Source organism: Candidatus Neomarinimicrobiota bacterium (assembly GCA_022567655.1).
Classification (GTDB): Bacteria; Fidelibacterota; SORT01; order SORT01; family SORT01; genus JADFGO01.
In genome coordinates this window covers 1-11719 of sequence record JADFGO010000066.1, presented here as the reverse complement: position 1 = coordinate 11719, position 11719 = coordinate 1, and the positions used below count along the sequence as shown (strand labels likewise).

The 11719-nt window shown below is 44.6% G+C and carries 13 protein-coding genes; 4 read left to right on the top strand and 9 right to left on the bottom strand.

Annotation, left to right across the window (positions count from 1 at the left end; all coding sequences use genetic code 11):
- Positions 1-118: 118 nt before the first annotated feature.
- Positions 119-604 (top strand): hypothetical protein, encoded by a 486-nt coding sequence (locus IID12_07525; GenBank protein MCH8288939.1) that lies wholly within the window; start codon positions 119-121, stop codon positions 602-604.
- Positions 605-726: 122 nt separating this feature from the next.
- Positions 727-1134, top strand: a complete 408-nt coding sequence (locus tag IID12_07520; protein ID MCH8288938.1) for a hypothetical protein — start codon at positions 727-729, stop codon at positions 1132-1134.
- A 106-nt stretch (positions 1135-1240) separates the two neighbouring features.
- On the opposite strand, the gene cfa is transcribed toward IID12_07520, so the two are convergent.
- The gene (gene cfa / locus IID12_07515; GenBank protein MCH8288937.1) at positions 1241-2401 is read right to left on the bottom strand and encodes a cyclopropane fatty acyl phospholipid synthase; all 1161 of its coding nucleotides are present in this window, start codon (positions 2399-2401) and stop codon (positions 1241-1243) included.
- A 387-nt stretch (positions 2402-2788) separates the two neighbouring features.
- Positions 2789-3193 (bottom strand): cyclic nucleotide-binding domain-containing protein, encoded by a 405-nt coding sequence (locus IID12_07510; GenBank protein MCH8288936.1) that lies wholly within the window; start codon positions 3191-3193, stop codon positions 2789-2791.
- Between the two features lie 445 nt (positions 3194-3638).
- Here IID12_07510 and IID12_07505 point away from each other — a divergent pair, with 445 nt between their 5' ends.
- Both IID12_07505 and rpsU read left to right on the top strand, forming a co-directional pair.
- A complete protein-coding gene (locus tag IID12_07505; protein ID MCH8288935.1) occupies positions 3639-4496 on the top strand; it encodes an RNA polymerase sigma factor RpoD/SigA in 858 nt (285 codons plus the stop codon).
- Between the two features lie 26 nt (positions 4497-4522).
- Entirely contained in the window at positions 4523-4726 is a 204-nt protein-coding gene (rpsU, locus tag IID12_07500; protein MCH8288934.1) for a 30S ribosomal protein S21, read from the top strand.
- A gap of 258 nt (positions 4727-4984) precedes the next feature.
- Here the strand turns inward: rpsU and IID12_07495 are convergent, their stop codons facing one another.
- The 7 genes from IID12_07495 to IID12_07465 all read right to left on the bottom strand — a co-directional run bounded on the left by IID12_07495 (position 4985) and on the right by IID12_07465 (position 11638).
- Positions 4985-5866, bottom strand: a complete 882-nt coding sequence (locus tag IID12_07495) for a universal stress protein (GenBank protein MCH8288933.1) — start codon at positions 5864-5866, stop codon at positions 4985-4987.
- Between the two features lie 52 nt (positions 5867-5918).
- On the bottom strand, positions 5919-7301 hold the full coding sequence (locus IID12_07490) for a DASS family sodium-coupled anion symporter (GenBank protein MCH8288932.1): 1383 nt from the start codon (positions 7299-7301) through the stop codon (positions 5919-5921).
- 60 nt (positions 7302-7361) lie between these two features.
- On the bottom strand, positions 7362-8624 hold the full coding sequence (locus IID12_07485; GenBank protein MCH8288931.1) for a hypothetical protein: 1263 nt from the start codon (positions 8622-8624) through the stop codon (positions 7362-7364).
- A 904-nt stretch (positions 8625-9528) separates the two neighbouring features.
- Entirely contained in the window at positions 9529-10062 is a 534-nt protein-coding gene (locus IID12_07480; GenBank protein ID MCH8288930.1) for a glycine cleavage system protein H, read from the bottom strand.
- 15 nt (positions 10063-10077) lie between these two features.
- Entirely contained in the window at positions 10078-10452 is a 375-nt protein-coding gene (locus IID12_07475) for a DsrE family protein (protein MCH8288929.1), read from the bottom strand.
- Between the two features lie 373 nt (positions 10453-10825).
- Entirely contained in the window at positions 10826-11347 is a 522-nt protein-coding gene (locus IID12_07470) for a DsrE/DsrF/DrsH-like family protein (GenBank protein MCH8288928.1), read from the bottom strand.
- Positions 11348-11398: 51 nt separating this feature from the next.
- Complete coding sequence (locus IID12_07465; GenBank protein MCH8288927.1) at positions 11399-11638, bottom strand: sulfurtransferase TusA family protein; 240 nt, start codon at positions 11636-11638, stop codon at positions 11399-11401.
- Positions 11639-11719: the final 81 nt, after the last annotated feature.

Sequence of the window (11719 nt, the reverse complement as noted above, 5' to 3'; positions counted from 1 at the left end):
GTTTTCTAGGATGTTGTTTTGTGACGTTTAGGTTGGCTCATTTTCGCCACTTTATGTTTGATACGAATCAATTTGTTACTTACATTGTATTATCTTTCAATTTCAATTAGGAATTTTTATGGGCATCATAGAATATAAAAGTAATAAAAAACTTCTTATAATAATTTTGGTAGCATCTCTCTCCTTAAATGCCTGTGCAGTTGTAAAACCCGAATTGAAACCTACGATAGAAACAAAAATTGAAGAGGTCTCATTAGTTGATATTGTGAAAATGGCATCCCGCATTGATATAGTATTATTCCTCACTGATAGCTCAAAAATTCAAGGCAAATATGTTGGATTTACTGAAGATAGCGCTGAAAGTGATTCATCAGCTAAAATACTTTCCGGAAAACTCCACTTTATGACTTCCAGCGAAATAAGAAAAATACACTCAAACGATATTCTTAAAATTTTACATGTGACTGAGCATCGTAACGCTGGAAATGTCGCACAAAACGTCTTAAAAATTTATGTCTCAGCTGTTGCGATATTTACAGGTGCTTTGGTAGCGTTACTATTATTGGGGATTATATTTCAGGGTTGCGTCATAACTTGTGAATGAATCTGATAGCAAAGATTTATCGGGATGACTTACTTTCTAAAAATTTTAGCTGCTCTAATATTTGAAAATCGTTAATAGCCTGTCTTATTCTTGTAAATCAATGCGAGGCATTTGAAGTAGTGATGAAAAATATCAAAAATCGAATTTTCGCTCTCCTATTACTATCTATTTTGCTCCTTCACAATGGTTGTACTTTAATTGGCTACGCTATCGGATCGGAAATTGATGCGAGAAATACAAAAAAGGTAATTATTGATCGTGAAAATTATAAAAATTTCAATGATTATCAAGAAATTTTGGTTACTCAGAATAATCAAAGCACTAAAACTGGTAAATTCATTGACCTAACAGAAGACGAAATTACATTGTCTACATTATTGGGATTCGAAAGCATCAAATTGAATGATATTGCTCGTATTGAGGTTGACTCGAAGAAAACCGCAATATTTAAGGGTCTTGGAATTGGTATAGTGTTTGACATTGCTTATGCGATATGGCTTAACAATAAAATAAAAGAGATTGACAATTAGATTCTGAGTGTTGGGTTGTTCCGAATTATTTGATGTTGTTTTGTGACGTTTAGGTTGGCTCATTTTCGCCAGATTGGAATTCATTTAATGCTATTCTATTCCTCAACTACCGAACGCTCTCATAACCACCCTTTACACCGTTTATAGAGAAGACGATTTGCCATAGCTGACTGGAACGCGCTCTGAATGAGCCTGCGCTGCTGAGCAGATAATATCTCCACATGCGGTAGAATCGTATATAAAATTGCGATTTGAGTGAATCCCATCCCTTTTGGAAGTTGGCATACCACGCCATCAGCGTTTTATCGTAGTCTGAGCCGATGTTGTGCCAGTCCTCCATGACGAACAAGCCTTCAGCCGCCTCGGCTATATGTCTCGCTGATGGGATCAGCGAATCGGGAAATATGTACTTGTCAACCCAAGGGTCGATCACCATGTTAGTCGTGAGGGCGCCGATGGTGTGCAGCAGAAATATACCGTCCGGAACCAGACATCGCCTCACAATCTTCATAAACGTCCTGTAATTCTTAGCTCCGACGTGCTCAAACATGCCCACGGACACTATCCGGTCAAATTGTTCATCTAACTCCCTATAATCCTGCAGGCGCAGCTCAACCGAAAGCCCCTCGCACATTTCACTGCCGAGCTTAAATTGCTCCTTCGATACGGTGATGCCGACCACCTCGACATCGTAATTCTCCGCGGCGTATTTCGCAAAACTACCCCACCCGCAACCGATATCAAGTATTCTCATTCCCGGCTTGAGCATGATTTTCTTGCAAATCAGATCGAGTTTCGCTTCCTGAGCCTCATCAAGATCCACGGCGGATTTCCAGTAAGCGCCGCTGTAAACCATCCGTTTGTCAAGCATCTTCTGGAATAATGCACCGTTTCTGTTGTAATGACTTCCGCCGACGCTGACAACCTTCGATCTGCTCTGCAGGTTCGACAATTTAGCGTGGAAGAGAGACCAGATCGACTTACTCGGACGTTTTATCTTTTTTTTCAACATCGCTCGCTGCAGCCTATAGAATAACTCGTCAAGCGCTTCGCATTCCCACCATCCGTCCATATAGGACTCACCAAAAGCTAGCGAGCCGCCCGCGAGAATTTTTGAATAGAAACCGTCGTTGTTCACCCTAATATCCCACTCTCGGTCCCCATTGAGGCGCACATCCGACGGGTTAAAAAATTCCTGTAAGATTTCTCCATAGCGGGTAGGTTTTAATTGGTCACTTGAGTATATAGATTTAGATGCAATTGACATAATACCCTCCGGCTCATTACTCCGGCTTCTTTTAAAGCATATACCACTATAAATAGAAATTCAACTACTATCTGTAAGTTGTATTACCTTGTTGAATAGAATGTATAAGCTGAACCGTGACTATTGACAAGCCCTCGCAAATAATTCAGGAGCTGCCGTCATGGAAACGATATTAGAGAGCGAGAATGGTTGCTTAGTAGGTGGTGTTAAATTAAGTAAGAGTCAAAATGCAATAGAACCAAAGCCCTTGATTTACATCCATTTATCAATGGTTTTTCTATTTGTCGATTAGTGTCGTTTAGTGTTGTTTGATGCTGTTTTGTGACGTTTAGTGTGGCTCATTTTCGCCACACCACTCAATAGAATACCAAAACGCTTACAAATTACTTACCCTTCTTTAACAATCTCGCCATGCTCCTCCAGCTCCTCATCAACAATATACCCATAAAGCATGTCTGTCTGATGAACAACACGTTTGGCGAGGGTGCGCATAATGCTCTTAGTCGTCTTCGGATAATGAGTCAACATATCATCGAGGCTGATGTCAGCCTCATACGCCGTTACATCCACAATCGCTTGCACGGTCGCTGTGCGGGGTATGTCCAGAAGCATACTCATCTCCCCGAAGATGATTCCCCTTTTGCCAAGCGTTGTAAGTGGGAAATCGCGTTTAAGGACTTCGCATTTTCCTTCAAGAAGGATATAAAATGGTCCCCCTTTTTCTCCTTCTTGAATGATGATCGTTCCTGCCGGAAATTTGACTTTCTTTGAGAATGTCGGTTCAGAGTTCATGGGTTCTCCAATATGATTAAACAAATAATTAATAAGGAAGATAACTGTTACGAATTACATTGTCAATCGCAGCCTAAGAAACTTGAAACCATTGTTTACCTATCAGCGGCAAGTGTGTGTTCTTCACAGGGGAGTCCTCCGGAGAAATCCTAACCCCGCTTCAAAAAAGCCCTGATTTCGTAACCGGATTCACGGGTCTTTACCCATAGAACAGCCCAAAGCTTTTAATGCTTGACTAATGTCATTATTATCAATACATTATAAAGCTGTGAGAGAGAAACTATTTAAAGCGGGCACTACTGATATTTTCCGGAATTTTTACGTTTTTACTTATTTACCCCCAATTAGCTCTTGAGCAATGATATACGGGGAATAACTGTCCGAATATTTAGAAGATTTTAACTTAGAATAGAAAAATTTAAAGGTAACAATTATGGCGGAAAGAATGAACAGACTCGGAATGGACGCAAACAGGTCTCTTTCCAAGTACTTAGAGGAAATAGGCAAATATGAACCTCTAAAACCCGATGAGGAAGTAAGGCTTGCGAAATTGGTAAAGTGCGGTGACCCGAATAAGGCTTTAAAGGCTTTGAAGAAGCTTACCGAAGCGAACTTGAGGTTTGTCGTAAGTGTCGCGAAAAATTATCAGGGTCAGGGACTTCCGTTGACCGATCTGATCAACGAAGGGAACCTCGGACTTATTAAAGCTGCCGAAAGATTTGACGAAACCCGCGGTTTTAAGTTTATATCTTATGCGGTATGGTGGATCAGGCAATCTATTTTACAGGCGCTTGCGGAACACTCCCGTATAGTGCGGCTGCCCTTGAACAGGGTCGGGACGATCAGTAAAGTCACCAAGGTAGCGCAGGCTCTCGAACAGGGGTTTGAGAGAGCTCCGAACGAAGTTGAGATCGCCGAAAAACTCGACATGAAACCGGAAGAGGTATCCGATTCGATAATGATGTCAAAACGGCATAACTCCCTCGATGCGCCTTTCCGGGAAGGCGAGAAAAATTCTCTCATCGATGTTGTTCAAGATGAAGGACAGGAATCACCGGATAATGATTTGATGTCGGAATCACTGAAAAATGAAATTGCCGCAGCGCTCGATACGCTAAAGGACAGAGAGCGGGAAATCATTAGAATGTATTTCGGGATTGACAGAGAATATCCGCTGACGTTGAACGAAATCGGAGAAGAATTCAGCGTGACTCGTGAAAGAGTCCGCCAGATAAAGGAAAAAGCGATACGGAGACTCAGGCATAAATCACGCAGCAAAAAACTGAGAGCATATCTCGGCTGACCCGTTAGGAGAAGACCACACTAAATATGGTACAAGTATTAGTAAGAAAAGACGAGCCGCTTGAAAAAGCGTTACGGAGATTTAAAAAGAAATACGAAAAAGCGGGTATCCTTAAGGACTTTAGAAAGAACTCCTACTACGTCAAACCGAGTCAGCAAAAGAGAATGAAAAAAGCGAAAGCGGAAAAAAGAGCCCGCAGAGCCGCTCTCGGATATAGACCGTATAGATAAATTCATCGTTTTGGGGAATCGTCCCACGACACCGATTTTTAATAAAATATCTCATTACCCGCCAGTTCAGATTTGCATTGTTGCGCATAGATCCCTAAACGATTATTATTAGAGTAAGTGTTTCAAAAAATCGTCCATAATATTAAAACCTCTCCCCGAATCTGACACCGAAATAATCAGCTTGCATATATATTATGATGGCAAAGAGCTCCGCGATCCACGGTGTGGAGCTCTTACTTTATACATCTATTTATTCTATTAGCGAACTATAAGAATCGGAGTATTAGCTCTTTGAAGTGTTTTAATCGGTTTACTTCCCATGAAAAACTTTTTCAGCGGTGATTGGCTGGAGACTCCCATTACCAGTATATTATCGTCCCCAGCAAACTCTATAAACGTATCGACAGGATCACCGATTCTTGTATGCTGTTCGAAATCCACACCCTGAGCTTTGAGCAGCTTCGCCGCTGCCTTAGCAGCGCGCTCGTACCCGGCGTTGTTCCCCTCTTTCTTCGACACGGTCAACATATTAATAAATAATTTCTGCTGTTTTGCTATTGTCGCTCCGAACCGGATTGCCCTCTTTGTTGCCTCCGAGTCGTCCACCAATAACAGGAGCTTATACGTTATATCACGTTTGTAATTCTGTACGACGAATATCGAAGTAGGTAGATATTGTATAAGGTTGTGAGCCATGTTCCTCTTTTTGCTGCCCCCTATAATGGTCATAAAATACTCGTCTTCATTTAGCTCCTGGCGAAGCTCATCAATGATTTCGCCTTCACGTAATATCAGATCGATATCATTGCCGTAACTTCCCGGCAGAACCATCCTGAACCTGCTGCCGCTCCCGACCAAATTTTTCGGATCAAAGTCGGCGGCGGAGAGATCAGTTTTCAAAAAACCGGATTCCTTTAAGTATTCGAACGCCCATTGAAGCACATCAACACCGGGATGGTATATCTCCCACTTTGCCAGACTATCCATGGCAAGCTGAACACCGCTGTCATAAATCTGTTTGGTCTTTCTGCCTACGTAAACAACGCTTAACCCCGCATCGAATGACCGGGCTATCCTCGATCCAATGTCAAGAGTAGGTTGGGAGTATTCTTTGCCCCCTATGGCAAGTAAAAATTTCATGCCGTCATTATCTCACTTTCCTGAACCAAGTTCAAGCATATTCAGCTTTCGATCACCACAGCAGGTTCGATACCACGTACAAAACGCAAATTGACATCACGAACATTTTCCAACCCGCCTTCAGAAAATCACGCGGTCTCACTAAACCGCTCGAATGAATGATCATACAGGTCGGCGACGCTACGACGGTCAAATAAGCAAAAGCGGAAGCGATAGCCGTGGCGAAGCCCATTTTAACCGCATCACCACCCATATTTAACACTATCGGACCGATTATCGCAATAGTCGCAGAGTTACTGAGCAAATTCGTAAGAAACCCGGTCAGCAGAACAGAAGTGAACCATTTTAAAACACCTATGTCTTCCGCCAAAAGCTGCATTACCGAAATCGATTGATCCGCTATCCACATCGCCGCTCCCGTTTCGTTCATCCTCAGCCCGATTGAAATCGCCGCTCCGAACAGGAGGATTATACCCCAGCTGGTATTACGGCTGATTTGGTTCCACTCTATTATTCCGAAAGTCAGATAGAGGAACACTCCGCTCAGAGCTACTATCCCGAGTCCGATTGTCGGACTTAAAAATACCCATCCCAAAAAAATCAAAACAAAAAGGAAGATGGAGAATATCTGTTTCTGACTCATCTTTCCGCTCTTCTCGACCTGTATCCTTAGCCGGCGAACGGCGTTGTCGAGGACAAGTATTTCCGGACGAAAGGTCCACCATAATATAATGACTGCCAGTGGGATTTCAATTAGAAGAATCGGATACGTATATTTCATCCACTCCAAGTACGATATCTCAGCAATACCGAATTCCGACCAGTACCCTATCATTATGACGTTTCTTCCTCCGCCTGAAGGTGTTCCTATTGAACCCATTGCGCTGCCGTATGCTATCGAAAACAGAATCAGCAACGTTAATTTCGCCACTTTCGAAGGATCTTTACTCGAATACCTGACTAACGTGAGTCCGACCGGCATCATCATTGCCGTTACGGTGTGCTCCCCGATGAAGGAGGACAATATGGCTGAGATACTTACAAATCCTACAATGATCCGCCAGGTTTTATTTCCGGTCAGTTTGATTATACCCAGCGCTAATCTCGTATCGAGTCCCTGACTGACAATTATTACGGCGAGCATAAGAGAGCCCATGATGAAAAAAACAGCATCGTTCATAAACGATTTCGCTACTTCATTAGGCGAAGCGATATCGAAGAGTACTTGCAATATCAAAATCAGCAGGGCTACGGCGGGAATAGGCAGCGGCTCGAATATGATCAGGATGATTGCGATGACGACAATTATTAAAACCCTGTACCCCTCTAAACTCAAGCCATCCGGGTGCGGAAGAAGAAACAGCGTCAGACCGACGGCGATCGCGAAAAGGAACCATCGCTTCTGGGTCAACCAATATATAATGCCCGCTATCATCTCAGAAATTCTCGAGAATGCGGTTATTGGTTTCGTTACAAACGTAACTCTTTACAGTTTTTATTCTATATAAAATGCTTTCTCTTCGGGTCGAAGCGTTCGAGCCATCCACAACGGACGGCGAAGTCCGCCGGGACCGGGTCCCGGACGCGCCATCTTCAGCCACTCTTTGTAAACCTTAAATGATTTATTGGTATCAACGAAGATATCTCCGTACTTCTCACCCTCCGCCGGCAGGTTGACCCGTACTTTCTGATGCCAGCAGTGCATTCCGGAAACTGGATCGGGGTGAACCGGGAAAGTTATGTTCTGATGAACACCTCCGTCGCGCCACCAGATTCGTTTGGAGTCTTTGTCCTTACTCTGAAACGGCCGCACAGACTCCTTGATAGACATCTTCCATTTACCGCTTTCTTCTTCGGTTATGGAAACCGTGTTCATCAGCCAGCTGTTTCCCTTCGAATCGTTCTCCCGCCGCCATCTGCCGATGTGATGCGAGCAGGCGATCACGTCCGGTTTTATACCCTCGGTAATCCAGACTTTATCAATGAAATAGCCTATTTCGGTCTCTATCTTCAGCAGGTCTCCGTTTCTTCTCACACCGATTTTCCGAGCGGTCTTGGGATGTATCCAGATCGGATTCCGGTGTGAGATTTCCACCAGCCATTTAGCGTTGGCAGAACGGCTGTGAATCATTGTCGGAAGCCTGAAAGTAGGAACCAGGACGAACTCATTTTTCGACTTATCCAGATTATCGGGATGAATATGACTTTTTATGTAATTCGGAATCGTGTATTCCTCCCACTTCCATTCTTTCATCGTGTTCGAGAAAAATTCCTGTTTCTTTGTTGGGGTGGGGAATCCGACGACAGCTTTATCACCTTCCTGAACACCTATCACTTTTCCGTCCTTCAGAACCTGATGCTTATCATTGACCTCAGCGCCTTCAACGATTGAGCTGTCAAGCGGTTTCAGGTGTTTCTCGAATGAGGCGCTTTCAATCTCGAACGCACCGTATTTCCTCATGTAATCCAGCGGATTTAAGCCTTCTTCGGATGCTTTTTCTTTTAGTCCGGGAACGTTTTCGAAAATATACCTGTAATATTCGTCCACAGTTATCTTTTCGCCGTCCCTGTACGGAGATTTAAAATGCTTCCTTATCTCCAGAGATTCGTCGGGGTCGATCTTCCATGACAGCTCTATCCAGAATTCGTCCTCCTCCCACACTTCACCCGGATTCACCTCATGCGTAAATTCGAACTCTTTTCCTTCCCGGCGCGGCGGGCGACCTCCCTCAAAACCGGCTGCCGGAAAGCAATCCACATACCGGAGTGTGTCTCGTAGGAGTTCAGATCGTGCCGTTCGCTCGCATGCCCCATAGGCAGCACGTAATCAGCCCAATACGCCGTCTCGTTCCATGTCGGAGTCAGAGCCACATGACATTTAATCTTTGACTCGTCCCGAAGAACCTCTATCCACGTAAAGCCGTCCGGGTAAGTCCATACCGGATTAAATACCCGCGTGAAATACACGTCGAGCTCGCCGCGTCCCTCCTTCAGGAAGTGCGGAAGCAGGAAACTCATTTCGTGGTGCGCTAAAGGATATTCCCTCGGATAATGCAACTCGTTCCAGAATTTCTGCGCCGGCGGCACGTCGAAGAACGTCGGCTTGAACTTATTCCACCTGCTCGGGGAGGTGCCTCCGACCGTTCCCACGCTTCCGGTGAGAACGTTAAGAAAATGCAGACACCTCGCCACCTGCCACCCGCCGAGGTTTCCGCTACCCGCCGCACGCCAGTTATGCGTCGAGAGACGCTTGCCCGCTTTTCCGACCAGCCGCGCGGCTTTAAGTATGGAATCGGGTTCGATACCTGCCTCCTTTGCCGCAAACTCCGGCGTAAATTCGCTGTACTCATCCTTGAGTTTTTCTATGAACCGGGTAAAACTAACTTCCTCCTGAGGATGCACCTGCTGCATATAATCCTGCCAGTTTATCCATGTCTCGAGAAACTCCCCGTCGTACATCTCCTCATCGAGAATTATCTTTACCATTGCGAGGAGAACCGCAGCTTCGGAACCGGGGTATGTCGGCATCCAGACGTCAGCCATGGAGGCGGTGTTCGAGAGCCGTGGGTCCATGACAATCAGGTTAGCTCCCTCCATCATTCCCTCGATTATACGCTGTGCGTGAGGATTAAAATAATGTCCCGTTTCGAGATGCGAACTTATCAGCAGTATCGTCTCTGCGTTTGCGTGATCGGGAGAAGGCCTGTCGAACATTTGCCAGAGAGCGTAACCCATACGGGCGCCGGAGGAACAGATATTGGTGTGCGAGTTATGACCGTCCACGCCCCACGCCTGAAGCACACGCTCTGTGTAGCCTTCGTGACCCGGCCTTCCGACATGATAGACGATGTTATTCTGTCTTCCGGCATTGAGCGAATCCCGGATTCTCCCGGATATGTCGTCCAACGCCTCTTCCCAGGACAGCCGTTCCCATTCACCGCAACTATTTCACCCGAAAATGGCGATTTTACAGGTCCAACCCATTTGCCACTCTCTACCGTAGCTAAACTTTTACCTTTTTTTATTGTCTTTCCTACTTTCTTCGGCATACAATGGATAACGGAGCCCGCCATCGTCTGGGCAATGTCTGTAAATCCAATCTCAATAGTTCCGTCATCGTTACACCTTATCCAGACGTTGAATTCGATATGGTACAGTAAGTCGTCCGGCAATAGGCAATTTTTTACTTCTCCTATGGCTTTACTCCCTTGCTAATAACTTAAAACCAGGTCACTGTCCATTCCGATGTCGGTCATATACGCCGCCCCGATAACACCGTCACACTCTTCTATCAGGTCATCCTCCGTCATATCGTGAAGCTGTAGTGAATCTGAACAGACCCGCATCGTAACGCCCGCTTCCTTTGCCTCTCGTATGAAGTCGATGATTTTTTTCCCGCCCTCTTTCGCTATAATATTTTCAGCCAAACCCTTTTTCATGAGGAGAGTTCCGTCAATCTGGAAGATCATCTCTGCCTCGTTATCCATTGCCACGGCTACATTTGCCATATAAAAAGGAGTGGCGCATCTTTGGGGCGTATCAGGGCCGGAAGTCATAAAAATGGTAACTTTACCTTTCTCAACCATAATTTAGTTTCCTTATTTTTTTAAAGCGGCAGAGCCGCATTATTAAAAAACAAGGTCATCTACTTTTTAGTTGATGACCTTTAAAGACTTTTTTTCGCAGCCTGGCGCAGCATGACACAATCAATGCGGGCGCTTTCTCCGCCGAATTCACAGTTCTATTCATTTCATTCATTGAACAGTCTATCTGCATACCCTTGCTATTCTAATTCCAGACCGGAGGAATTTTTATCGGGCTTAATTTCTTCCCATCATGGAACACACAAATGTAGTCTTTATGTACTTGCCTTTAAACAACCGGCAATTACTGATCTCCTCTTCTCATCGGCTGACTATAAGGACTCACATCGATCCGAATAGATTGCCGAAAGAGTAATCAGATGAAGAGCTGAATATCGGAATCCATGGCAAATTCAAGAAACGTTGCCGCGCCGGCCACTTCTATGCCGTCTATGAATTCTTCCCTTTTAAATCCGAAGACGTCCATTGTCATCTGGCATCCGATTAGTTTGACGTTGCTTTCGAGACATATAGTCCTGAGCTCTTCAATAGTGGCAACGCCCTTCTTCTTGAACGTCTGCTTCATTAGCGCTGTAGCGGCTGTTTCAAATCCCGGAACGTTCGCCATGATTATGTTTGGAATAGGCCAATTAAAATTCTTCAGCGCTTTAGGACCAAACGGGAGCTTCATCGGCATTGCCGGATTTGCCTGCGGGGCTACCTTGGCATCCAAATCCTTTTTTAACAATGAAAGTCCGTAAAACGTAAAAAAGATCGCTACTTCCATGTCCATTGCCGCAGCCGTTGAAGCAAGTATAAACGGAGGATATGCCCAATCAAGTGTTCCCCTTGACGCTATCAACGCCATTTTCTTTTTTTCACCATTCTTTTTGCTCATCTAAACCTCCTGAGTTATTTACCGGCTCGGTTAAATAAATTCTCTTTTAAATCAGGCTACTTTCCTGACATAGAAGATAAACTCGTTGTCAGCAGTGATACTTTCGAGCAGCTCATGCCCTGTTCGGCGTGACCACGCTGCCATATCGTTTATCGCACCCGGATCAGTCGCGACCATTTTTAGTATCTGGTCCACTTCCATAGAGTCGATCATCTTTTTAGTCTTAACTATCGGGAGCGGACACTGCATACCCTTGCAGTCCAATAATTGATCTTCCTGATATTCTGCCATATCTATACCTCCGCTTGCATTAGTTGAATAGATTCTATTTTCCATTCCCCCGACTGAATTTTCTGCTGACAATCTATTACA

What these genes read in the sequence shown, in the direction of transcription:
- rpsU (MCH8288934.1), top strand. Translation starts at nt 4,523, where the DNA reads ATGGTACAAGTATTAGTAAGAAAAGACGAGCCGCTTGAAAAAGCGTTA.
- IID12_07525 (MCH8288939.1), top strand. Translation starts at nt 119, where the DNA reads ATGGGCATCATAGAATATAAAAGTAATAAAAAACTTCTTATAATAATT.
- IID12_07475 (MCH8288929.1), bottom strand. Translation starts at nt 10,452, where the DNA reads ATGGTTGAGAAAGGTAAAGTTACCATTTTTATGACTTCCGGCCCTGAT.
- IID12_07470 (MCH8288928.1), bottom strand. Translation starts at nt 11,347, where the DNA reads ATGAGCAAAAAGAATGGTGAAAAAAAGAAAATGGCGTTGATAGCGTCA.
- IID12_07465 (MCH8288927.1), bottom strand. Translation starts at nt 11,638, where the DNA reads ATGGCAGAATATCAGGAAGATCAATTATTGGACTGCAAGGGTATGCAG.
- IID12_07490 (MCH8288932.1), bottom strand. Translation starts at nt 7,301, where the DNA reads ATGATAGCGGGCATTATATATTGGTTGACCCAGAAGCGATGGTTCCTT.
- cfa (MCH8288937.1), bottom strand. Translation starts at nt 2,401, where the DNA reads ATGTCAATTGCATCTAAATCTATATACTCAAGTGACCAATTAAAACCT.
- IID12_07520 (MCH8288938.1), top strand. Translation starts at nt 727, where the DNA reads ATGAAAAATATCAAAAATCGAATTTTCGCTCTCCTATTACTATCTATT.
- IID12_07510 (MCH8288936.1), bottom strand. Translation starts at nt 3,193, where the DNA reads ATGAACTCTGAACCGACATTCTCAAAGAAAGTCAAATTTCCGGCAGGA.
- IID12_07505 (MCH8288935.1), top strand. Translation starts at nt 3,639, where the DNA reads ATGAACAGACTCGGAATGGACGCAAACAGGTCTCTTTCCAAGTACTTA.
- IID12_07495 (MCH8288933.1), bottom strand. Translation starts at nt 5,866, where the DNA reads ATGAAATTTTTACTTGCCATAGGGGGCAAAGAATACTCCCAACCTACT.